The 22580-nt window shown below is 60.4% G+C and carries 27 protein-coding genes; 16 read left to right on the top strand and 11 right to left on the bottom strand.

All coding sequences use genetic code 11. From position 1 onward, the window contains the following. Positions 1 to 132 precede the first annotated feature (132 nt). Positions 133 to 1140, top strand: coding sequence for a DNA-binding protein (locus JN756_RS16270; protein ID WP_046383536.1), 1008 nt, complete (start codon positions 133 to 135; stop codon positions 1138 to 1140). Here JN756_RS16270 and gorA read toward each other — a convergent pair whose 3' ends face one another. Beyond that, positions 1141 to 2499 carry a glutathione-disulfide reductase gene (gorA, locus tag JN756_RS16275; RefSeq protein WP_201021072.1) on the bottom strand — a complete coding sequence of 453 codons (1359 nt, stop codon included), beginning with the start codon at positions 2497 to 2499 and terminating at the stop codon, positions 1141 to 1143. A gap of 105 nt (positions 2500 to 2604) precedes the next feature. Continuing rightward, positions 2605 to 3444: a UTP--glucose-1-phosphate uridylyltransferase GalU gene (galU, locus tag JN756_RS16280; RefSeq protein WP_003212579.1), complete on the bottom strand. Its 840-nt coding sequence runs from the start codon at positions 3442 to 3444 to the stop codon at positions 2605 to 2607. Positions 3445 to 3754: 310 nt separating this feature from the next. Between galU and JN756_RS16285 the strand changes: the two genes are divergently transcribed. Continuing rightward, positions 3755 to 3940 carry a hypothetical protein gene (locus JN756_RS16285; RefSeq protein WP_017846306.1) on the top strand — a complete coding sequence of 62 codons (186 nt, stop codon included), beginning with the start codon at positions 3755 to 3757 and terminating at the stop codon, positions 3938 to 3940. A gap of 192 nt (positions 3941 to 4132) precedes the next feature. Beyond that, complete coding sequence (locus tag JN756_RS16290; RefSeq protein WP_017846307.1) at positions 4133 to 4414, top strand: hypothetical protein; 282 nt, start codon at positions 4133 to 4135, stop codon at positions 4412 to 4414. Between the two features lie 9 nt (positions 4415 to 4423). On the opposite strand, the gene JN756_RS16295 is transcribed toward JN756_RS16290, so the two are convergent. The 4 genes from JN756_RS16295 to JN756_RS16310 all read right to left on the bottom strand — a co-directional run bounded on the left by JN756_RS16295 (position 4424) and on the right by JN756_RS16310 (position 6819). Beyond that, on the bottom strand, positions 4424 to 4654 hold the full coding sequence (locus JN756_RS16295; RefSeq protein ID WP_046383538.1) for a hypothetical protein: 231 nt from the start codon (positions 4652 to 4654) through the stop codon (positions 4424 to 4426). A gap of 77 nt (positions 4655 to 4731) precedes the next feature. After that, positions 4732 to 5649, bottom strand: coding sequence for a c-type cytochrome (locus JN756_RS16300; protein ID WP_026139942.1), 918 nt, complete (start codon positions 5647 to 5649; stop codon positions 4732 to 4734). After that, positions 5646 to 6293 (bottom strand): c-type cytochrome, encoded by a 648-nt coding sequence (locus tag JN756_RS16305; protein WP_128191402.1) that lies wholly within the window; start codon positions 6291 to 6293, stop codon positions 5646 to 5648. The genes JN756_RS16300 and JN756_RS16305 overlap by 4 nt, the downstream gene beginning before the upstream one ends. A gap of 175 nt (positions 6294 to 6468) precedes the next feature. Next, the gene (locus JN756_RS16310; RefSeq protein WP_046383541.1) at positions 6469 to 6819 is read right to left on the bottom strand and encodes a hypothetical protein; all 351 of its coding nucleotides are present in this window, start codon (positions 6817 to 6819) and stop codon (positions 6469 to 6471) included. Positions 6820 to 7033: 214 nt separating this feature from the next. On the opposite strand from JN756_RS16310, the gene JN756_RS16315 reads away from it, so the two are divergent. From JN756_RS16315 to JN756_RS16335, 5 genes are all read left to right on the top strand, one after another. Continuing rightward, positions 7034 to 7336, top strand: a complete 303-nt coding sequence (locus JN756_RS16315; protein ID WP_017846312.1) for a DUF1883 domain-containing protein — start codon at positions 7034 to 7036, stop codon at positions 7334 to 7336. A 26-nt stretch (positions 7337 to 7362) separates the two neighbouring features. Beyond that, positions 7363 to 7527 carry a hypothetical protein gene (locus tag JN756_RS16320; protein ID WP_017846313.1) on the top strand — a complete coding sequence of 55 codons (165 nt, stop codon included), beginning with the start codon at positions 7363 to 7365 and terminating at the stop codon, positions 7525 to 7527. Positions 7528 to 7531: 4 nt separating this feature from the next. Then, a complete protein-coding gene (alkB, locus tag JN756_RS16325) occupies positions 7532 to 8197 on the top strand; it encodes a DNA oxidative demethylase AlkB (RefSeq protein ID WP_046489457.1) in 666 nt (221 codons plus the stop codon). A gap of 75 nt (positions 8198 to 8272) precedes the next feature. After that, positions 8273 to 9319 carry a bifunctional DNA-binding transcriptional regulator/O6-methylguanine-DNA methyltransferase Ada gene (gene ada / locus JN756_RS16330; RefSeq protein WP_169882020.1) on the top strand — a complete coding sequence of 349 codons (1047 nt, stop codon included), beginning with the start codon at positions 8273 to 8275 and terminating at the stop codon, positions 9317 to 9319. A gap of 118 nt (positions 9320 to 9437) precedes the next feature. Next, positions 9438 to 10499, top strand: a complete 1062-nt coding sequence (locus JN756_RS16335; protein WP_046383543.1) for an NAD(P)H-dependent flavin oxidoreductase — start codon at positions 9438 to 9440, stop codon at positions 10497 to 10499. 6 nt (positions 10500 to 10505) lie between these two features. On the opposite strand, the gene JN756_RS16340 is transcribed toward JN756_RS16335, so the two are convergent. Then, positions 10506 to 14246: a hypothetical protein gene (locus JN756_RS16340; RefSeq protein ID WP_201021073.1), complete on the bottom strand. Its 3741-nt coding sequence runs from the start codon at positions 14244 to 14246 to the stop codon at positions 10506 to 10508. 221 nt (positions 14247 to 14467) lie between these two features. Between JN756_RS16340 and modA the strand changes: the two genes are divergently transcribed. From modA to JN756_RS16360, 4 genes are all read left to right on the top strand, one after another. Next, on the top strand, positions 14468 to 15235 hold the full coding sequence (gene modA / locus JN756_RS16345) for a molybdate ABC transporter substrate-binding protein (RefSeq protein ID WP_046383545.1): 768 nt from the start codon (positions 14468 to 14470) through the stop codon (positions 15233 to 15235). Then, complete coding sequence (gene modB, locus JN756_RS16350; RefSeq protein ID WP_017846319.1) at positions 15236 to 15916, top strand: molybdate ABC transporter permease subunit; 681 nt, start codon at positions 15236 to 15238, stop codon at positions 15914 to 15916. Beyond that, positions 15916 to 17001 (top strand): molybdenum ABC transporter ATP-binding protein, encoded by a 1086-nt coding sequence (gene modC / locus JN756_RS16355; RefSeq protein WP_407691827.1) that lies wholly within the window; start codon positions 15916 to 15918, stop codon positions 16999 to 17001. Before modB ends, modC begins: the two co-directional genes overlap by 1 nt. A gap of 283 nt (positions 17002 to 17284) precedes the next feature. Further along, entirely contained in the window at positions 17285 to 17989 is a 705-nt protein-coding gene (locus JN756_RS16360) for a YoaK family protein (RefSeq protein WP_017846321.1), read from the top strand. A 143-nt stretch (positions 17990 to 18132) separates the two neighbouring features. On the opposite strand, the gene JN756_RS16365 is transcribed toward JN756_RS16360, so the two are convergent. Continuing rightward, positions 18133 to 18486, bottom strand: a complete 354-nt coding sequence (locus JN756_RS16365) for a hypothetical protein (RefSeq protein ID WP_046383546.1) — start codon at positions 18484 to 18486, stop codon at positions 18133 to 18135. Between the two features lie 109 nt (positions 18487 to 18595). Here JN756_RS16365 and JN756_RS16370 point away from each other — a divergent pair, with 109 nt between their 5' ends. Beyond that, positions 18596 to 18853: a hypothetical protein gene (locus tag JN756_RS16370; RefSeq protein ID WP_057004179.1), complete on the top strand. Its 258-nt coding sequence runs from the start codon at positions 18596 to 18598 to the stop codon at positions 18851 to 18853. Between the two features lie 106 nt (positions 18854 to 18959). On the opposite strand, the gene JN756_RS16375 is transcribed toward JN756_RS16370, so the two are convergent. The 3 genes from JN756_RS16375 to JN756_RS16385 all read right to left on the bottom strand — a co-directional run bounded on the left by JN756_RS16375 (position 18960) and on the right by JN756_RS16385 (position 20250). Then, positions 18960 to 19271 carry an AzlD domain-containing protein gene (locus JN756_RS16375; protein ID WP_046383547.1) on the bottom strand — a complete coding sequence of 104 codons (312 nt, stop codon included), beginning with the start codon at positions 19269 to 19271 and terminating at the stop codon, positions 18960 to 18962. Beyond that, positions 19268 to 19963, bottom strand: a complete 696-nt coding sequence (locus tag JN756_RS16380) for an AzlC family ABC transporter permease (protein WP_057004180.1) — start codon at positions 19961 to 19963, stop codon at positions 19268 to 19270. The genes JN756_RS16375 and JN756_RS16380 overlap by 4 nt, the downstream gene beginning before the upstream one ends. Positions 19964 to 20034: 71 nt before the next feature. Continuing rightward, complete coding sequence (locus JN756_RS16385) at positions 20035 to 20250, bottom strand: hypothetical protein (protein ID WP_017846326.1); 216 nt, start codon at positions 20248 to 20250, stop codon at positions 20035 to 20037. Between the two features lie 177 nt (positions 20251 to 20427). Between JN756_RS16385 and JN756_RS16390 the strand changes: the two genes are divergently transcribed. The 3 genes from JN756_RS16390 to JN756_RS16400 are packed head-to-tail and all read left to right on the top strand — an operon-like array spanning position 20428 to position 22580. After that, positions 20428 to 20784 (top strand): metalloregulator ArsR/SmtB family transcription factor, encoded by a 357-nt coding sequence (locus JN756_RS16390; RefSeq protein ID WP_057004218.1) that lies wholly within the window; start codon positions 20428 to 20430, stop codon positions 20782 to 20784. Positions 20785 to 20803: 19 nt separating this feature from the next. Further along, entirely contained in the window at positions 20804 to 22087 is a 1284-nt protein-coding gene (locus tag JN756_RS16395) for an arsenic transporter (RefSeq protein WP_057004181.1), read from the top strand. Between the two features lie 13 nt (positions 22088 to 22100). Continuing rightward, positions 22101 to 22580 (top strand): arsenate reductase ArsC, encoded by a 480-nt coding sequence (locus JN756_RS16400; RefSeq protein ID WP_201021074.1) that lies wholly within the window; start codon positions 22101 to 22103, stop codon positions 22578 to 22580.

Consider the following 22580-nt stretch of genomic DNA (forward strand, 5'->3'; position numbering starts at 1 on the left):
TGAAAACCGCGCTGATACGGGATAATACGCCAATATCCCATCTGTTAGATCATGATTTTTAACTCGTTTTTATTCATGATATGATATGTAAATACATACCATGTACCACAGTACTAAATCGACGGAGACCCCATGGCTCGTGGCGGCATAAACAAAGCAGTCGTTCAAACGGCACGCCTGGCGATCCTCGCCCGCGGCGAAAACCCCAGCATCGATGCAGTACGCATCGAAATGGGCAATACCGGCTCGAAAACCACGATTCATCGCTACTTGAAGGAACTGGACGAGAGCGAAACGCGGCAGACCATCACCGAAGCGCCCATCGACGATGAACTCGGCGAACTGGTGGCACGGCTTGCCCAGCGCCTGAAAGAGAAAGCCCAAGAGCCCATCGACCTGGCCCTGGCGCAATTCGAACAACAGAAAACCGCCCTGCTCGCCCAGCTCGAAACCCTGCAAGCAGCCCACAACCAACTGCAACAGCAATTCGATATCCAGGCCGCGGCCCTTGCCGAAGAAAGCGCAGCCCTGCAAACCGCCAGCACCAGCCTGCAGACCGAACAAACCCGTAACGCCGGGTTGAGCCAGGCGTGCAGTGACTACGAGCTGCGCATCAGCGACAAGGACGAACAGATTCGCTCGCTGGAAGACAAACACCTGCACGCCCGGGATGCCCTGGAGCATTACCGCAACGCCATCAAAGAACAGCGCGAACAGGAGCAGCGACGCCACGAAGGCCAGGTGCAACAGGTCCAGGCGGAACTGCGCCAGGCCCAGCAGAGCGCCATGGTGCGCCAGGACGAGATCACCCAGTTGCACCGCGACAACGAGCGCTTGCTGATCGAACATCGGGTGACGGTGAAGGAGTTGGCAGCACTGCAGGAGCAAGTGCGCAAGGACCAGGCGCAGCAACTCAACCTGAGCGAACAGTTGAAGCAGATCGACAGCGAACGCACCCTGCTCCAGGAACGCCTGCGGGTCGCGGTGCAAGACAGTCAGTCACGCCAAGCCGCGCTGAGCGAATTCCAGCAGGCCAACAAGGCGCTGGAGCTGGACCTGATCAAGGCTCAGGCCAGCATCGAGGCGTTGCGTCTGACAGCCGCCGTTGCAGCGACCGCCGAGGCAACGCCCAGCACCTGATCAGTCGGCCACGGGCGTTCGCATGGTGACGAACTCTTCGGCCGCCGTCGGGTGTACGCCAATGGTTTCATCAAAATGCTGCTTGGTCGCGCCCGCCTTGAGCGCGATCGCCAAGCCCTGCACGATTTCCCCGGCGTCCGGGCCGACCATATGGCAACCCAGGACCCTGTCGGTGTCGGCGTCGACCACCAGTTTCATCAGGGTTTTTTCCTGGTAGCCGGTCAATGTCAGCTTCATCGGCCGGAAACGGCTTTCGAAAACCTTCACCTTATAGCCTTTGCCCTTCGCATCTTCCTCGCTCAGACCGACCGTACCGATGTTCGGCAGGCTGAACACGGCTGTCGGGATCATCGCGTAGTCCACCGGGCGATACTGCTCCGGCTTGAACAAGCGACGCGCCACGGCCATGCCTTCGGCCAGGGCCACTGGGGTCAACTGCACGCGACCGATCACATCGCCAATCGCCAGGATCGACGATTCGGCGGTCTGGTACAGGTCATCCACTTCGACAAAACCGCGCTTATCCAGTTTGACCCCGGTGTTTTCCAGGCCCAGGTTATCCAGCATCGGCCGACGGCCGGTGGCGTAGAACACGCAGTCTGTTTCCAGCACGCGCCCGTCTTTGAGGGTGGCCTTGAGGCTGCCGTCAGCTTGCTTGTCGATCCGTTCGATATCGGCATTGAACTGCAGATCCAGGCCACGCTTGGTCAACTCTTCCTGCAGATGCTTGCGCACCGCACCGTCAAAACCGCGCAGGAAAAGGTCGCCGCGATACAGCAAAGACGTCTGCGCACCCAAACCATGGAAAATTCCGGCGAACTCAACGGCGATATAGCCACCGCCAACCACCAGCACGCGCTTGGGCAGCGTTTTGAGGAAGAACGCTTCATTGGAACCGATCGCGTGCTCATGCCCCGGTATCTGCGGAATCTGCGGCCAGCCGCCGGTCGCGATCAGGATGTGCCTGGCCGTGAAGCGCTCGCCATTGATTTCCACCTGATGCGGGTCGACCAGTCGCGCATGCCCTTCATGCAGGGTCACACCGCTGTTGACCAGCAGGTTGCGATAGATGCCGTTGAGGCGGTTGATCTCGCGGTCCTTGTTGGCGATCAGGGTCGCCCAGTCAAAGTTCGCCTCCCCCAGGGACCAGCCGAAACCGCTGGCCTGCTCGAAGTCTTCGGCAAAATGCGCGCCGTAGACCAGCAGTTTCTTCGGCACGCAGCCGACGTTCACACACGTGCCGCCCAGGTAGCGGCTTTCCGCCACGGCCACCTTGGCGCCAAAACCGGCGGCAAAGCGCGCAGCACGAACACCGCCGGAACCGGCGCCAATCACATACAGGTCAAAATCGTAGGCCATTTCACTCTCCTCGGCAGGCAATCAGCATACCGACTTAGTTGGGGGCGAAAAACGAAAAAGCCACCCGAAGGTGGCTTTCTCTTACAACAGGCGGGCAACCGTGAATCAGTAAGCCTTGCCAGTCTTGTAGAAGTGCTCGTAGCAGAAGTTGGTCGCTTCGATGTAGCCTTCGGCGCCACCGCAGTCAAAACGACGACCCTTGAACTTGTACGCGATCACGCAACCGTCTTTGGCCTGCTTCAACAGGGCGTCGGTAATCTGGATCTCGCCACCCTTGCCCGGCTCGGTTTCTTCGATCAGCTTGAAGATATCCGGGGTCAGGATGTAACGACCGATGATCGCCAGGTTCGACGGAGCATCTTCAGGCGCTGGCTTCTCGACCATGTCGCGCACGCGGATCAGGCCATCGCCGATGTCGTCGCCGGCGATCACGCCGTACTTGTTGGTTTCTTGAGGATCGACCTCTTGAACCGCGACGATGGTGCAACGGTACTTCTGGTACAGCTTGACCATCTGGGTCAGTACGCCGTCGCCTTCCAGGTTCACACACAGGTCGTCGGCCAGTACCACGGCGAACGGTTCGTCACCGATCAGCGGACGGCCGGTCAGGATGGCGTGGCCGAGGCCTTTCATCTGGGTCTGACGGGTGTAGGAGAACGAGCACTCGTCGAGCAGCTTACGGATACCAACCAGGTATTTTTCCTTGTCGGTGCCTTTGATCTGGTTTTCCAGCTCGTAGCTGATGTCGAAGTGGTCCTCCAGCGCGCGCTTACCACGGCCGGTAACGATAGAGATTTCATTCAAACCGGCATCCAGTGCCTCTTCGACGCCGTACTGAATCAGTGGCTTGTTCACCACCGGCAGCATCTCTTTGGGCATGGCCTTGGTCGCTGGCAAGAAGCGAGTGCCGTAACCGGCTGCTGGGAACAAGCATTTCTTGATCATATGGGTCCTTACAAAGGGCTGTGCGTACGGAATTCGGCGCAGTCTAATCAGGCCGCAGTCACCTTACAATGGGTCCTGCTGGCGTTGCGATGTCATCATAGAGAAAAAATGTCGGCGTAAGTTCCGCTAATCCTACAAAGAGCTTCACCAATACCCCGACAAAAACAGCGTAGCCCTGTGGCTTGAAAAGGGCTGCAACCCTTTTAGCACGCTTTGGCGCCGCAAACATTGACCTGGAATAACTTGGGCGGTGGCGCGACAATTGGCGCTATCATTACGCCCTTGAACCAGACCACGAGATTGTTAATAGATGTCAGAACCCAAAGGCGTGAACGGCTACCTGATCACAAAGCGAGCGGACGGTTGGCACCTGATCAACTTCCACGGCGACAGCGTCGCTGGCGCATTCGCGACCGAGAGCCAGGCAACTGCGGTTGCAGAAGTGTTTGTGGATGAAGCGGGCCACGCATCGAGCAAGCGACCGAAGGGCAAGTAAGCCTTGGAAGCTGCGTAAAAAAGCCCCGGTGAACGGGGCTTTTTTGTATCTTTTGTATAACACTGGAATAGGCTTACACCTGACTTTCAGAACGAGACATGTCTATACGTAGATGGCAGTTCGCTATAGTCTCGTCGAAACGCCCCACGACAGTGTCAGCGCGCCCTCCAACACCCTCGATGATGAACACACATGAACAAGATTCTGGCACTCACTGCAGTATTGGCGCTCGCCGGCTGCACGACCACGTCTGATGTCTACCTGAAAAACGGCGAACAAGGCCTGACCATCGACTGCTCGGGCGAAGCCAATTCCTGGGCCAGTTGCTACGAAAAGGCCGACGCCTCTTGTGCGGGCACCGGCTACCGTATCGTCGGTACCGAAGGCACGCCTTCGCTCAAGGAAAGTGAAAAGACCCTGGGCCAGGACGTGGGCAACTTCAAAAGCCGCAGTGTGGTGGTGGTCTGCAAGTAAGCGCTACATCTACAGCTGGATATCGGCAAACTTGATACCCAGGCCACGGACGGTCTCCACCAGCTCATCCAGGCGCGAGAAAGATTCGACTTCATCCTGATCGTCCACCAGGAAAAAACTGCGACCGCCGCTTTTCTTGAAGAATACGATCCATTCCCCGAGGTCAGCCGGGTTCTGGATGATGTGAGTGGCCGATATCTGACCTTCGGCCTGGCGAGCCCTGACGTGTTCACGCTTCATGAAAGACTTCCCAAAAAAGACACATGCCGCACAAACCGAGGGTTTGCGCGGCATTTTTGCGTTGATTGGGCGTGAGTCTAACGGATGCCCTGCCCAATCAACACGCCTTCTACGGTTTGGCCGTAGAGATTGACCCCATCGTTGGCGTGGAATTTGACCCGGGTTTTCTCCACGGAACCGTCAACCAGGCGCGGGTCCTGCGGTCGCTCGTGGCTGTTGACGTAGGCCGCTACGTCCCAGGCTTGCTGGTCGCTCAGGCTGCCACCCTTGCCCAGCGGCATGTTGTGCTTGATGAAGGACGCCGCAGTATTGATGCGGTGCATGCCGGCGCCCCAATTGTAGGAGTCCTTCCCCCACAACGGTGGCATCACGTAACTGTCACCGACCTTCTGGCCCTGCCCTTCGGGGCCATGGCAGACGGCGCATTGCCCTTTGTAAACCTGCGCGCCCCCGGACAGGTCATAACCCTTGGCCGGTTGGGCCACGTCGGGATACCCACGGCCTGGTAACTCCACGCCCAACGGTGCTTTGCTGGCCAGCCAGTAGGCGTACACCGAGAGCGCGGTAATTTCGCGACTATCAGCGGTCGGCGGCGTACCGCCGTTCATGCTGAATTGGAAACACCCCTGCAACCGCTCGGCAAAGGTGTTGACCTTGTCGTTCTTCTTTCGATAGGCCGGATACATCGGGTAGGCGCCCCACAGCGGCGCCGAGTTGGCCAGGCGGCCCTGATCCAGGTGGCAATTGCTGCAGTTGAGCCCGTTACCGACGAATGTCGGCGCCAGGCGCTTGGTATCCACGAACAACGCGTAGCCCTCCTTGACCAGCTTGCCGTAGGCATTGTCAGGCAGCTCGCTCTCTTGGGGCGGCTGGAATTGACTGACAGCCGCATGGCCGGCAGAAGGCTGCAACTGCGACTGGTCTTCCATGGCGATCGTAGCGGCGTGGGCGGACGGCAGACCCAACAGTCCTAGAACTAAAACAAACGGGCTCATGGCTTGGCCTCCAGTTTCAGTGAGGCGAAATACTGGGCCACGCCCTGTACTTCATCCGGCGTCAGGGATTTTGCGATGTGGCCCATCAGATCATTCGGGTCGTTGTGACGGGTGCCGTTTTGCCAGGCCGTCAACTGTGCTGCCAGGTAGGTGGCAGGCTGACCGGCAAGAGGCGGGAACGTGTCGCCGACACCCGTACCGGCAGGACCATGGCAACTTGCACATGCCGGAATCTGCCGTTCCCACGCGCCCTGCTGGGCGAGCTTTTGCGCAGCACCGATAGGCATCTCGCTGCGATGGATCGGTTGCGGGACGGCGCCTGGCATCGCCGCCAGCGCCTGGCTGACAGCGTCGATCTCGGCGTCAGTGAGGGCATTCGCCAAGGGTTGCATCACCGGGTTGACACGCGTGCCGCGCTTGAAGTCTTCCAACTGTTTACGCACATACAGGGCCGGCAACCCCGCCAACCTGGGGAAGCCCGCGGCGGCGAGCCCCGCGCCATCGGCGCCATGGCAGGCTACGCAAGGCATGGCGCCCGGCTGCGAGCCGCCCTCGGTGAATATCTTCTTCCCATCCAGCGCGTGGGCATTGCCCAGCAGCAACATCAGCGCACTGCCTATCAGCACTCGTTCCAGAGACATCATCACGGCTCCATTTTTTATAGTTATATATTTAGGCGTTTATGTCATAAGCCTACAAATGGTAGGAGAACCTTCCCGTCACGACAACTGCGAAAACGCGCGCAAAAAAAAGCCTGACACCGCAATGGCAGGTCAGGCTTTTTTATCGGATTCAAACGGACCGTGTAAACGCGCGGCCTCAGCCGGAAATGCAGTCCTCCCCGGCCTTCTTCACATCGCCTGGGCGGATCGGCACATTGGACATGCTCTCGTAGAGCTTGATGCTGCTGCCACTGGAGCGCTCGTCAATCTCGAAAATAGCCGACGGGTCAGCGGAGAATTTCTGCGGAACAATCACCTGCACGCCGTCTTTATGCGGCTCGATCTGCGGCGGCCGGCGGGTAGTCGACAATTTGCGTACCACACAGGCGGCATATTCCTGCGGTTTTTTCCCTGAAATGACCGCCAAGGTCGGGGGGGTCTGCTTGATATCTGCAACCGAAGCACACCCACCTATCGCCAAGGCCAGAACCAACACACTCCACTTCATATAAAACCTCCGATAAAGACCCTAGGACAGCGGGGATGGTAATTTTCTCCCGCCCACGTAGGATTTATCCCTGATAACTCGGTAAATAACTGTTTTAAATTGTCGAAGTCGTCGACGACGGCCCGATAATAAACGCGCTGGGGCTGATAAACTCTATCTTAACCTACGTATCGTTCTGATTTTTCAGAAAAAGCCCTTCTGGAGACACCCGCCCATGAAATTCATCCACCAGCGTGAGCACCTCAACGAGGGAGATATTGTCGTCATCGAATGCTCACAGACTTGTAATATTCGTCTGATGAGCGATGCGAATTTTCGCAGTTTCAAGAATGGCGGTCGTCACACCTACCACGGCGGCGCGTTCGACAAGTTCCCGGCAAAAATCACCGCACCGAGCACCGGTTTCTGGAACATCACCCTGGACGTTGTGACGCGCCGCGCCATCAGCGTTACCCGCAAACCTGCGCTGTCCCACAAGATCCGCATCGTTCGTCGCACCAACAGCAAATTGAGCTGACCCGAACACTCGACAGGAAAAAAGCTGTGACCACGACCAAATACGTCATCAAGTACAAACTCAACGGCGAACGCCGCTTTGAGTTTGCCCAACTGCACAGCAACAGCGTCGAAGAAGCCAAGCTAGTACTGGCGAAGATTCACGACGCCAGCGATGAAATCACTGACATCAACGTGAGCAAGGCGCTGTAAGCCCATGCCCGGCCCGACCGTCGACCTGTTCGCCGACGACGCCCTGCAACAACCCGCAGGGCGTGAGCAGATTGGCGAACAGTCCCACGTTCTGAGGGGCTATGCCCTGCCCTGGATTGAGCATCTTCTGCCAGCGTTGCGCTGCGTGCTGGCTCAGTCGCCGTTTCGGCAAATGGTCACGCCTGGTGGTTTCACCATGTCGGCCGCGCTGAGCAGTTGCGGAGAACTGGGTTGGACCACCGATCCCAGCGGCTACCGCTACACCGCGCTTGACCCGCGCAGTGGCCACCCCTGGCCAGCCATGCCCGAAACGTTGCGCCAACTGGCGGCACACGCGGCGGCCGACGCCGGGTTCAGCGATTTTGTGCCCGATGCCTGCCTGATCAACCGTTATGTGCCGGGCGCGAAGATGTCGTTGCACCAGGACAAGAACGAACGCTGCTATACCGCGCCGGTGGTTTCCGTGTCGCTGGGGCTGCCGGCGATCTTCCTGTTCGGCGGCCATGCACGCAGCGACAAGCCGCAAAAAATCTCGTTGTTCCATGGCGATGTGGTGGTGTGGGGCGGGGTCGATCGTCTGCGCTTCCACGGAGTCATGCCGGTCAAGGACGGCACGCATCCGGTCATGGGCCCGCAACGCATCAACCTGACCTTTCGCACCGCCGGCTGATTTGACCGCAAGCTTCAGAGTGCCATGCCGCCGCGACACGACTAATCTGGCCGTGACCCGTCATGAGAGCAGGCAATGAATAACGAACATGACCCGCGCTGGGCAGCGATCCTCGCCCGTGATCCTCAGGCCGACGCGCTGTTCGTCTATGGGGTAAAAACCACCGGTGTGTATTGCCGTCCCAGCAGTGCCTCGCGCTTGCCGCGCCCGGAAAACGTCGAATTCTTTGAGACACCTCAACAGGCCGAAGCCGCAGGCTATCGCCCAAGCAAACGCGCGACCGGTGACCAGACGCAACGCGCGGCACGCCACGCCGAACTGGTGGCCAACGCTTGTCGGCAGATCGAACACGCCGAAACCCCGCCCAGCCTCGACCAACTGGCACAGCAAGCCGGGCTGAGTCCGTTCCATTTCCACCGCGTGTTCAAGTCAGTCACCGGCCTCACCCCCAAGGGCTATGCCAGCGCCCAGCGCTCACGCAAAGTGCGCAAGGGGCTCAAAGGTCGCAACACCGTCACCGACGCGCTGTATGACGCCGGCTTCAATTCCAACAGCCGCTTCTATGAGTCGGCGGACCAACTGCTTGGCATGAAGCCAAGCGATTACAAAGCCGGCGGCACGAATACTCACATCCATTTTGCCGTCGGCCAATGTTCCCTCGGCGCGATTCTAGTGGCGCAAAGTCATCGCGGCGTGTGCGCGATTCTGCTGGGCGACGAGCCGGACACGCTGGTGCGCGACCTGCAGGACCAATTCCCCAACGCCGAACTGCTGGGCGCCGACCCAGCCTTCGAACAGTTGGTCGCCCAGGTGGTGGGGTTTATAGAAGCCCCGGCCCTGGGCCTGGACTTACCCTTGGACCTGCGCGGCACGGCCTTTCAGGAACGGGTATGGCAGGCCTTGCGCGACATCCCGGTGGGCAGCACCGCCAGCTACGCGCAGATCGCCGAACGGATTGGCGCGCCCACCGCCTTTCGGGCCGTGGCCCAGGCCTGTGGCGCCAATCGCCTCGCAGTGGCGATTCCCTGCCACCGCGTGGTGCGCAGTAATGGCGAGTTGTCGGGCTACCGATGGGGTGTGGAGCGCAAGCGCCAGTTGCTGGAACGCGAGCGCGATCGCTAAAACAGCCCGCGCCACTACACGAAACCCAGGCTGCGTCCAGTGAATAAAACAGACTGGCCGGATGCCAAGGGCCCTGCTAAAACAGCGAAAACTCTTACCAACGCTGGAGACGCATCCCATGAGCACCTGGCCAGACACGCGCATTCTCGATCTGCTGGGCATCGATGTCCCGATTATCCAGGCGCCCATGGCCGGTGCGACCACCGCGCAAATGGTCATCGCCGCCAGCGAGGCCGGCGCGCTCGGTTCGATGCCGGCGGCGGCGCTGAGTATCGAGCAATTGCGCGATGCGTTGAGCACTATCCGTCAGGCCAGTACGCGGCCGATCAACGTGAACTTCTTTTGCCATCAACCGCCCGAGGCGGACGACGCCCGTGATCGGCGCTGGAAAGACCTGCTGCAACCCTACTACCGCGAACTGGGCGCCGACTTTGATGCTCCGACGCCGGTGACCAACCGTGCGCCGTTCAACGAAGCGGCTTGTGAAGTGGTGGAAGCGTTCCGTCCCGAGGTGGTCAGTTTCCATTTCGGCTTGCCGGAAAAGTCCTTACTCGACCGCGTCAAAGCGACCGGCGCCAAGGTACTTTCATCGGCCACAACCGTCGAAGAAGCGATTTGGCTGGAACAGCATGGCTGCGACGCGATCATCGCCATGGGCCTTGAAGCCGGCGGCCACCGCGGTATGTTTCTCAGCGACGACCTCAACAGCCAGATCGGCTTGATGGCGCTGGTGCCGCAGATCGTCGACGCCGTGAGCGTGCCAGTGATCGCCGCCGGCGGTATCGCTGACGCACGCGGCATCGCAGCCGCCTTTGCCTTGGGTGCTTCGGCAGTGCAGATCGGTACCGCTTACCTGTTGACCCCCGAAGCCACGGTCAGCCCCTCGCACCACCACGCATTGCGTCACGCCCAGGCCAGCGAAACCGCGCTGACCAACCTGTTCACCGGCCGACCGGCACGCGGCATCGTCAACCGGGTGATGCGAGAACTCGGCGCGATCAACCCGCTGGCCCCGGCCTTCCCCAGGGCCGGCGGTGCGTTGCTGCCACTCAAGGCCAAGGATGAAGCCGGCTTCAGCAACCTGTGGGCGGGCCAGGCGGTGGGCCTGCGGCATCCGTTCGCAACCCGCGAGCTGACCACCTGGCTGGCAGAACAAGCCTTGAGCCGGCTGTCTCGGTAGCGCAAGTCAGATCAGTATCGGCTCTGCGGGTGGAAGGCCGCTGAGCCGACGTTCGTGCAGCGGCGTCAACACAGTAAACCGCTGTTGGCGCAACGCACAGATGCCATATACGACTCGGGCAAAGTGTTCGTTGCTGTCGTCGTAGGGCTGGCTCGCCATGATCAGCGCGAAACAGCATTCGGCCTGGCGCTCCGGGGCCATCTTGCGGATCAATCCCAACCCTATCCCCAGCAACGCCCGGCTACTGGTCATGGTCAGTCGCTCATAACCGGAGCTGCGCTGGTGATGACACTCGCGCTGCTGGCCCCGGGCTAGCTGTTCATACAGCGCGTCCAGTTCAGCGGCGGTGTATAAATCCACCGTCGCCTGCTCGCCTGACACATGAAGTTCCAGTTGTTGTTTAAATAACAGTCGCCACGCATCGTCGTCGATTCCGGCCCGCACCGCGACCCAGTCGACACAATCGACCAGCGCGTTTTGCGCGCTCGCGAGCGTGCCTGGCAAACCGGCCTGCAGGGCTTCGAGGTGGATCAATGCCTGGTTGACCAAGTCTGCCTCCTCAGCCATCACGCCCTCCATCAGTTCTCGATAGCCGCCCCGCGGTTCGTTACGCCATGCCTGAAGGAAGCCCAGCATCAAGGCCCGTAACTCACCGATCGCCTGCACGCCAATGGTGCGCCGCAATAGCCCTTCCGCCTCGTCGACCAGGCCGCTGAGGTTGCTGACTTGCGCCAGCAGTTCAGACTGCTTGAAGGTCGCCGGTTCATTGAGCGATAGCGATGCATTGATCGGCAACTGGTGAAAGACCTGGGCCCAGACACGCTCCAACTGCTCGCGAACCCCGCAGACGAAATCCAGGGGAAACGACAGCACGCTGTAATCGCCGCCATTGACGAAGGGGCTCCAACTGATGCCCAGCGCAAACGCCCCGTCAACCTCCAGGCTTGCGTTGGCAAAATCCGGATAAAACTTGTAAATCACCAACGCGCCCTCCAAGGCCGGCAACCCGCGCACGCAGTCCTCCCAGCCTTTCAACGTACCGAAATAGCCGCGACCGTTCATTGAGGCATCGAGGTCGCCCAGGCTGAAATCGACCATCGCGGTGTCCGTCGCATCCCGAATCGACAACGCAAAATGCGTTTGCGGGCGCTGATCGCCGAGTTCGGAGAAAATCAGCACGCCGACGGCCTGTGTCTCCCAGCGCTGACTGCGCAAAAAGTCGGAACAGCTTTTCGCCTCGGCATAACCGCAGGTGGCGGTTGCCTGGAGGTAACCTTTGAGTTCGGCGCCTTTGCCCCGGTCGTCGAAGGATTTTTCCATGCGCTGGCGCAGGTCGATCAACCAGAATGGCGTGGAGACAAAAGTCTCGGACTCACTGGTCTGTTTCAACTTTATCGGGACGTCGTAGTCTATGGGCGCATTCAGAATCGGCGCGACAGTCCGACCGCCGAGCGTCGACTGCTTGAGCAATATGCGCAACTTGGCATTGGCGCTGGGCAGGTCGGCCCCCAGGTCGACCATCGCCAATAGCACCCCCAGCTTGCACTCATGGATGTAGTGGGCGTAGTCCTCGGGACGATCGGTATTTTGCGCCAACGCATACGTAAGGCCGACATCACCGACATTGGCGATGAAGCGCGCCATGCCGGAAAGCAGCAGCGCGCCCAACCCACTCAGAGGCCCGACGGCCGCCGTCACCAGGCCGGACACCGCACGGGCGACACTTTTGAACATCGCCAGTTTTACCCGGCGCCGCTCTTCGTCGGACGAAAACACTGCGTAGTCGACCTGCCCCTTGATATCCGCGATGGCCGCCAATTGCAATTGCGCGTTGATGTGCTGGGTATCACGAAAGGACACCGGCTCCGGGGCGAAACGCCGGTAATGGTAGCCATAGCGTTTTTTTTGCGGAAAAAAATCCTGGGGCACCAGGTTCATTTTCTGCGGGAAAGGGGAATGTTCCGCGACAAATCGCATCAACACCTCCGAGGGTTGCCCGGCGGTGGTGCTTGGTGCCCAGACCGCCCACTTGAGCTCGGTGAAGTTGAGGGATATCAGCAACGCCTTCTGTGAGTTGAATTTGAGCACAATCGCATTGGGCACCACCGCTTCATTGAATAGCAGCAGTCGCGGTTTCAACTCGCCGTTCAAGTAGCGGAACGCACACCCCCGCAAGTCTTCGTCGGCTGCATCGACTTGCGCGAGGTAGCGTGCGACCCGCACCCTGGCGAGGGCGTCACAGGTTTCGCCGAACAGTTTCTGGTAGTCGTCGCTGGCGGCCAGCGCATCGATATCCGCCAGGAAGTCAGCCAGCAACACGTCGCGCATCCCGGTCAATGTCGCGACTTGCGACGCTGGCAAGGCTTGCCCCTGCACATGCACGGCACTGAGTTTTTCCTGGAAGTACGCACGCCGTTGCGGCTCACCCAACAGCACTTGTTCAAAGGAAAAGTACTTGTAGCGTGGCGGCACGAATGCACTCACGCCAGGAGAATATGTGGGGTGGCCTATCAGGTATTTGAACTTGAATTGGCGTTCTTTTTTGAACAATTGCTGGGTGTCTTGAGACAAACCGGACTTCTTCAGGCAGCGATCGATCAACGATTCGATATAGTCTTTGGCGATCTTGTTATTGCCCACGCTCTCCCTCAGCCCATCCCATTTTTGCCAGGCCTGGGTCGTGGTTGCCTCGGGCGTCGGGGGCGCGGTGGGGGCCTTCCAGCCGGTACGTTCGCGGGGCTGAATGCTGACCGCTATAAACAGCCGCGCGGCATCGCAGCGCACGAACCATTGATTGGGCCGCTCGCTCTGCAGCCGGATGCCGCCGTCTTCCTGCAAGACGCCGCAGTTGACCCAGGGGCAGCGGTAACTCATGTAGACGCTGAGATAGTAGTGCCAATCCGCAGCGGCGCGGCGCGAGGCCGGAACCTCGATGATGTAGCGCTCCTCATCGGCCTGATAAGGCATTGCGCTCAGGGTCACCTCGATCACTTCGTCGGCCTTCAGCGCTTGGTCGGCGAGGAGGACGGCACGGGGCGTCCAGCGCGGGAAAATGCTGAAATCGGCGTCGAGTACCGCCTCGCCGAACGGCTTGACCCACAGCGTGTTTTTGCCGGGCTCATCGGAATAACGAATGTGATCACCGCTGCGTGCGCCAATACGCATCCCCGGCCAACTGGTGCCAATCGCCCTGGGCCATTGCCCGGCCCCCAGGGAAATCAGCGGGAGATCGAACCAGATATCCGCAAGCAGGCGCTTACTGGCCCCCCACACGGAGAACAGCACCACCTCGGTCTTGAGCAAAGGCCGTGTCGCGATCGCCAGGCCACGCTCTTCCCACTCGACACTCTGGGCCTGGCCTGACACTCGCAGGCTGTCGAGAAAGTATCGATGGGCCGTCAAGCGTTGGGCCAATGCCCCGTAAAACTTGGGAAACAGGACATTGACCTGCACGCTGTCAGTCGATTGGTTTTTTCCGACACTCGCGCGCCAGGTGAAGCGCTTGTCGAGGATTTTCCACAGGGGCATTTCCTGGCGCTCGACAATCAACGCAGGACTTCCCGGCTCGGCCCCCTCCTCCAGGATCGAAAACTCCACCGGTATCAACGATTGCGTGGTGATCAGCGCCTTGGCCTGCGGTTCCAGTGCCGAAGCGCTGAGTACGCGGTCCAGCCAGGCTTTCACGGCGGCCTCGCTGGTAAGGTTGTTCGGTGCACCGACGTTGATATAGGCATATTCCCTTTGCATGGCACTTGCTCCTTTGCCGGCTAAAGGAGCTGCACTATCAACGGGTTCCCGTGCATTGGCTGTCAGGAGGCGGGCCGTTGCCGCCGGGAAATGTCAGCGCGGGGCCGGCGGATTCCCCTTGCCATTTTTTCGCTATATACCTATACATACACCGCTTGACCGCCCCCCATGGTCCGGCAGCGCTCAATACTGGCTTTTTTCCTTCTCATACGGAGCTATCCATGACCTTCAGCCTCCCACGCTTGATTCGCCCCGGCCTGGCGGCCGTCATTGCGCTTGTCACCGCCGCTGCGGTCCACGCCGATGAAGTCCAGGTGGCCGTCGCCGCCAACTTCACCGCACCGATCCAGGCGATTGCCGCCGATTTCGAGAAGGACACCGGTCACAAGCTGATCGCCGCCTACGGTGCCACCGGGCAGTTCTATACCCAGATCAAGAACGGCGCGCCGTTCGAAGTGTTCCTCAGCGCCGACGACACCACCCCGCAAAAACTCGAAACCGAAGGCGATACCGTCAAGGGTTCGCGCTTTACCTACGCGGTCGGCACCCTGGCGCTGTGGTCGGCGAAGGAAGGTTATGTCGATGCCAAGGGCGATGTGCTCAAGCAGAACGCGTTCAAGCACCTGTCCATCGCCAACCCGAAAGCCGCGCCCTACGGGCTGGCCGCCACCCAAGTGCTGGCCAAGGAAGGCTTGACCGAGAAGCTCAAGGACAAGCTCGTCGAGGGCCAGAACATCACCCAGGCCTATCAGTTTGTCTCCACCGGCAATGCCGAGTTGGGGTTTGTGGCCTTGTCGCAGATCTACAAAGACGGCAAAGTCACCAGCGGTTCGGCGTGGATCGTCCCGGCGTCCATGCATGACCCGATCAAACAGGATGCGGTGATCCTCAACAAGGGCAAAGACAGCGCCGCTGCCAAGGCGCTGGTCGAGTACCTGAAAGGGCCGAAAGCCGCTGCCGTTATCAAGTCCTACGGTTACGAGCTCTAAATGCCGCTATCGAGTGCCGATTTTTCCGCAATCTGGTTGACCATCAAACTGGCGTCACTGACCACGGTGATCCTGCTGGTCATCGGCACTCCGATTGCCCTGTGGCTGTCGCGCACGCGCTCCTGGTGGCGCGGGCCTATCGGCGCGGTGGTCGCCCTGCCGCTGGTGCTGCCGCCCACGGTCATCGGCTTCTACCTGCTGCTGACGATGGGGCCGCACGGTTACTTCGGCCAGTTCACCCAATGGCTGGGCCTGGGCACCCTGACCTTCAGTTTCGCCGGGCTGGTGATCGGCTCGGTGATCTATTCCATGCCGTTCGTGGTGCAGCCGTTGCAAAACGCCTTCTCCGCCATCGGCACACGCCCCTTGGAAGTGGCCGCGACCTTGCGCGCCAACCCCTGGGACACGTTCTTCAGCGTGATCCTGCCCCTGGCCCGCCCGGGGTTTATCACCGCGTCGATTCTCGGCTTTGCGCATACCGTCGGCGAGTTCGGGGTGGTGCTGATGATCGGCGGCAATATCCCGGACAAGACCCGGGTCGTCTCGGTGCAGATCTACGACCACGTCGAAGCCATGGAATACGCCCAGGCGCACTGGCTGGCCGGCGCCATGGTGGTGTTCGCGTTCCTCGTGTTGCTGGCGCTCTACTCCAGCCGTAAAACCAAGATGGGCTGGAGCTGATGCCGATGATCGATGTACGCCTGCACCTCACGTATTCCGCCTTTGCCCTGAAAGTGGACCTGCAACTGCCCGGTCGCGGCGTCACCGCGCTGTATGGGCATTCCGGCTCCGGCAAGACCACCTGCCTGCGCTGCATTGCCGGGCTGGAACGTGCCGAGGACGGTTTTGTCCAGGTCAACGACGAAGTCTGGCAAGACAGCCGCAACGGGCTGTTCGTACCGCCGCATAAACGTGCGCTGGGCTATGTGTTCCAGGAAGCGAGCCTGTTCCCCCATCTGTCGGTGCGCGCCAATCTGGAATTCGGCCTCAAGCGCATCCCGCGTGCGCAACGTCGCGTCGACATGGCCCAGGCCACCGAACTGTTGGGCATCGGCCACTTGCTTGAGCGGCATCCGCAGCACTTGTCCGGCGGCGAGCGCCAGCGCATCGGTATCGCCCGCGCGCTACTGACCAGCCCGCGCCTGTTATTGATGGACGAACCGCTGGCGGCACTCGACAGCCAACGCAAAGGTGAAATCCTGCCTTACCTGGAACGCCTGCACGACGAACTGGACATTCCGGTGCTCTACGTCAGCCACGCCCAGGACGAGGTGGCGCGCCTGGCCGATCACATCGTGTTGCTGCGCGACGGCCAGGCCCTGGCCAGCGGCCCCATCGGTGAAACCCTGGCGCGGCTGGATTTGCCCTTGGCCTTGGGCGACGACGCCGGTGTGGTGATCAATGGCACGGTAAGCGCTTACGACGCGCACTATCAATTGCTGACCCTGCAACTGCCCGGCAGTGCCTTGCAGATGCGCGTCGCCCATACGCCGCTGGCCTTGGGCAAAGCCCTGCGGGTCAAGGTGCAGGCGCGGGACGTGAGCCTCAACTTACAGGCCGAAGCCCACAGCAGCATCCTCAACCGCCTGCCGGTGACGGTCACCCAGGAAATTGCGGCGGACAACAGCGCCCATGTGCTGGTGCGCCTGGATGCCGGCGGTACGCCGTTGCTGGCACGGATCACACGCTTCTCCCGCGACCAGTTGCAACTGCACCCCGGCCAGACGCTGTGGGCACAGATCAAGGCGGTGGCGGTGCTGGCGTAGCCGCGAAACCTTGTGGCCGCAGCGTCTTGCGTTGCAGTCAATCAGACAGACCGGCCTGATCTGTTTGTAACCTGCCGTCCGCCGACCTGCCCCGCGACCTGCAAGGACATTACCTACGCAACGGGAGTGTCACACCTCGAGTTTTTTACAGGCGATCGAGTCCTCTCATACTTTGGTCTGGCATGACGCTGGCTGGAGGCTGGAAGCTGCCTGAGGTCATTGCGCCAGACATCAAAGCGCCTTACGGTAGTGGCCGCATAATCTCACCGAGGAACCCGGCCCGATGCTGCCTTCGTCCCAAAAGCCCTACGCCAACGTCGTACTCGCCCGTCAACAGCAATGGCGGGGTCGTGTCGGCATGATGCTGGTGGCCAGCCTGTCTGTGCTGGCGGGCATGACCGATGCCATTGGTTTCATGGCCAGCGGCGACTTTGTCTCATTCATGAGCGGCAACACCACGCGCCTGGCGGTAGCAATCAGCGAAGGTGACCTGGGCCTGACCGGGCGCCTGCTGTTGCTGGTCGCGACCTTCGTGGTCGGCAACGCCTTGGGTATCGTGGTCAGCCGCATGAGCGGCCGTCACGCCCTGCCCCTGCTGCTGTGCATCGCGGCGCTGCTCTGCGGCGGCGCGCTGTGGCCGTTCGCCGATATGCTGCCCGCCTTGCTCGCGGCAATTGTGGCGATGGGCATGCTCAATGCCGCCGTCGAAGAGGTCAACGGCTTGCCGGTGGGGCTTACCTATGTCACCGGCGCGCTGTCACGCTTTGGTCGCGGGTTGGGACGCTGGCTGCTGGGGGAGCGTCGCAACGGGTGGCGCGTGCAGTTGGTCCCCTGGACGGGGATGTTCATCGGGGCGGTGATCGGGGCGTTGCTCGAGCACCGCATGGGCTTGGGTGCGCTGCTGGTCAGCGGGGCGCTGGCTGCGGTTTTGGGCCTGGTGTCACTGAAGATCCCCCGGCGCTGGCACTTGGGTTATATGCCGCGCTGATGACCTGGGAGGCTCGCCCGACGTGACGGCCTCGACATCCATGTACTGGTAAAGAGCTATTACGTCGAGCGAGCGGGGGAATCATAGGATAATGCCCCGCGACTGTCCCGCAGGGCATTTCCTAAAAGCACTACGGCAACGGATTACAGACAAGTCGCAAGTGCGGCCAAACGGCGCTTGGCGACCATGGAGTCTTCGGCGGTGTAATAATCGACGGAGGAACCGGCCCCTGCGCTGCGCACGTCGGCAAAGTAATCGCCGCTGGTGGTGTACACCGTGAAACCGCCCGCCCCGATCGGCTCCTTGAAGCCGCCGGCGTCAACACCAAACACCGCCTCGTCCTGCCAGCCGAACTGGATACATTGGGCAACCACCAGCGCAGCCTTGTCCGACGCCAAGGTCTTGTAGGGCGTGCCGGTGCGTGCCGCGTTCATTTTCGAGCCCGCGCAGCCGGCCAGTGCTGCCAGTACCAATGCGCCAATTACCAGTTTCCGCATGCCATCGCTCCTTGGAAAAAAACGCGACTCTACCATTAGCAGGCGACACTCACGGATTATTACGTCACCCTGTCGCCTACTTGCGAGTTCGCTTCTACCTGGAAAACCGATGACACCCAATGCCGAACGCTACAACCCATCCACCGACTATGCCGACAAGCTGATCAGCCGCATCGGCCAGACGCCCACGTGGATCGCCAAGCGCATTGGCGTGACGGACAAGCGCATTCGCTACATTCTCGACGGCGAGCGCACGGTGAAAGGCGAAAGTACGCCGATCCAGATGACCTACACCGAGCAGTTCGCGCTGGAGTGCCTGGCGGCCGAGGCCAAGGCGAAAAAGAAGCCGACGCCGACCACCGAATGAATTTAGTTTCACTGTGACAGGAGAACGCGCCACCGATAATGGCCGGGCTCATTTTTAGAAGTCTCCTTCAGCCCGCCCTCCCGCGGGCTTTTTTTCGCCGGTGTGTTTAGAACCACCAGCGAAACAGGTAGAACAACGCCATGCTCAACAGCACGGTGAGCAGCACATTGCGCGTCCAGACCATCAGCGCCACCGCGCAGATCCCGGCCAGCAGGTAGGGGTTGGCCGGGCTCAGGTTGAGCCGGTGGTCGGCAAAGAAAATGATCGGCCCGCAAATCGCCGTGAGCATGCCCGGTACCGCGAACCCGAGAAACTCCCGCGCACCGCGGGTGAGCCGCACGGGCAGGCGCGGTTCGATAAACAGGTAGCGGTTAAAAAATACGATCAAGCCCATTGCAACAATCATCACAAAAATCATGCCTGCCCGACTCCCAGTCGTTTGCAGGCATACCCTGCACTCATGCCCAACACACCCGATACCACCACGGCCGACTCCCACTGCAGGAAGCTCAAGCCGACCGAGCACAACAGCGCCACCGCCACGCACACCACGGTGGGCACATCGCGCACCACGGGCGTGATCAACGCGATAAAGGTCGCGACAATCGAGAACTCCAGGCCCAGGTGTTCGAGCCCTGGAATGCTCTTGCCCAGGACAATGCCGGCGAGGGTGAACAGGTTCCAGGCAATATAGAACGTCAGGCCAACACCCAGTGCGTACCAGCGATTGAAGGTTTCGCGGTCGTACTGGCTGACCAGGGCGAAGAACTCATCGGTCATCAGGAAACCCAGGCTCATGCGCCAGCGCGGTTTGAGCACGGACAATGTGGAGCGCAGATGCATGCCGTACAGCAGATGTTGTGAGGTCAGCAGCAAAGTCGTGAGCAAGATGGAGATCAGGCTGGCGCCGCTCTTGACCATGCCGATGGCCACCAGTTGCGCGGCACCGGCAAACACGATGGTGGAAAGCCCCTGGGCTTCGAGCGGAGAAAAGTGCGCTTCGATGGCCATTGAGCCAGCCAGCAAGCCCCAGGGCGCGCACGCCAGGGACAACGGAATGACAGCAATCGCGCCACGGGCGAAGGCGTAGTGAGGTAAAGCAGTAGGCATGGGAACCGCTCATCGACAGACAGTCGACAAGCATGCCAGCGCAATATGCAGGTTGTCTTGAACGATCTTGCTCAGGCGAGCCTTACCGACACCAGTTCCACCGAGTCCCGCGCTTCGCGCAGTTCATAGGCGTCCTGGTTGAGACGGTGGATGGTATTGAGCAAGCGCTGGCGCAGCACTTCATCGCCGAGTTTTTCGACGGCACGCATCAGATCGAACGCCGCGGTTTCGTTATTTTCCGCGACGGAATCGAGGGTCTTGCGCAGATTGCGAGTGGCACGGGTCACGCGTGGTATTCCTTCATCAGCTATGGGCAGGCACTTTAGGACATTTGTGTTTCATTTTAATTTCAATCACTTGTGGCGTGTTTCCAGACATTTGATCCATATCAATTGAAACAGGATTTGACTGTAATATATGGAAATACGTATATTCGGATATACCTATACGAGCAGGCCTTGACCGTGTCAGTCCCTTTCTCACCTCCAACCCTATTCAAATGCCTGGCCGATGCCACTCGCGTGCGAATGACCTTGCTGATCCTGCGCGAAGGTGAACTTTGCGTGTGCGAACTGATCCACGCACTTGACGACAGCCAGCCGAAAATCTCCCGCCACCTCGCGCAACTGCGCAACTGCGGGTTGCTGCAGGATCGTCGCCAAGGGCAATGGATCTACTACCGCATCAATCCGGCACTGCCCGACTGGGTGACTCACGTGCTGGACACCACCCTGCAAGCCAACCAGCCATGGTTGCAAAACGACGCGCTGCGTCTTGATGCAATGGGCGACAGACCACAACGAGCCAGCACCTGCTGTTGAGCCATCGGAGCGTTTATTCATGCTTGTCGCAATTGCGATTTTTATCTTCACCATCATCCTGGTCATCTGGCAGCCCAAAGGCCTGGGTGTCGGTTGGAGCGCGACCCTGGGCGCGATCCTCGCACTGGCCTGCGGCGTGATCAGCCTGGCGGACATCCCGGTGGTGTGGCACATCATCTGGAATGCCACCGGCACCTTTGTCGCGCTGATCGTCATCAGCCTGTTGCTGGACGAGGCCGGGTTCTTTGCCTGGGCTGCGCTGCATGTGGCCCGTTGGGGCCGTGGTCGCGGCCGGCGGTTGTTTGCCTACATGGTGCTGCTGGGCGCGTTGGTGTCGGCGCTGTTTGCCAATGACGGCGCGGCACTGATCCTCACGCCGATTGTGATGTCGATGCTGCTGGCGTTGCGTTTTTCTCCGGCGGCGACCCTGGCGTTCGTCATGGGCGCGGGGTTTATCGCCGACACGGCGAGCCTGCCGCTGGTGGTGTCGAACCTGGTGAACATTGTCTCGGCGGACTATTTCAAGATCGGCTTCAATGAATACGCAGCGGTGATGGTGCCGGTGAACCTGGTTAGCGTCGCCGCCACCCTGGCGGTGCTGTTGTGGTTTTTCCGCCGCGATATTCCGCAGACCTACGACCCGGCGGACCTGGCGGACCCGGCCAGCGCCATTCACGACCGCGCCACTTTTCGCGCCGGCTGGTGGGTGCTGGGTATCCTGCTGATCGGCTGCTTTGCCCTGGAACCGTTGGGGATTCCCATCAGCGCGATCTCTGCGGTGTGCGCGGTGTTGCTGCTGGTGATCGCCGCCAAAGGCCACAAGATCTCCACGCGCAAAGTGCTCAAGGAAGCGCCCTGGCAGATCGTGATCTTTTCCCTGGGCATGTACCTGGTGGTCTACGGGCTGCGCAACGCCGGGCTGACCACTTACCTGGCGACCTGGCTCGACACCTTCGCCACCTACGGCGTATGGGGCGCGGCGATGGGCACCGGGGTGCTGACGGCATTGTTGTCTTCGGCAATGAACAACCTGCCGACCGTGTTGATCGGTGCGCTGTCCATCGAATCCAGCCATGCCGCGGGCGTGGTCAAGGACGCGATGATCTACGCCAACGTGATCGGCAGCGACCTCGGCCCGAAAATCACCCCCATCGGCAGCCTGGCCACCCTGCTGTGGCTGCATATCCTGGCGCGCAAAGGCATCACCATCACCTGGGGTTACTACTTCAAGGTCGGCATCGTCCTGACCTTGCCGGTGTTGCTGATCACTCTCGCCGCCCTCGCCTTGCGTCTTAGCCTCTGAAGGACATACGCCAATGAAAGTCTTGTTCATGTGTACCGCCAACAGCTGCCGGAGCATTTTGTCCGAAGCGATGTTCAACCACCTGGCGCCAGAAGGGTTTGAGGCGGTCAGCTCCGGCAGCTTCCCCAAGGGCCAGGTGCTGCCCCGCAGCCTGAGCACCTTGCAGGCGGCGGGCATCCGCACACAGGGCTTGTACAGCAAGGGCAACGACGCCTTTGAAGGCAGCCCGCCGGATGTGGTGATCACGGTGTGCGACAAGGCCGCCGGTGAAGCCTGCCCAGTGTATTTCGGCCCGGCGCTGAAGGCGCACTGGGGGTTGGCAGACCCTTCGGATGTCGACGGCGACGAGGCGAGCATCCAAGCCGCATTCGACGCCACGCTGCGCACCATCGCCGCACGCTGCCGGGCGTTTTTCGCGCTGCCCTTTGCCGACCTCAACCCTGGCGAACTGAAAGCCGAACTCGAGCGCATTGCGCTGTTGCAGGCGGAGTAA

The organism is Pseudomonas sp. Y39-6, assembly GCF_023651955.1.
Classification (GTDB): domain Bacteria; phylum Pseudomonadota; class Gammaproteobacteria; order Pseudomonadales; family Pseudomonadaceae; genus Aquipseudomonas; species Aquipseudomonas veronii.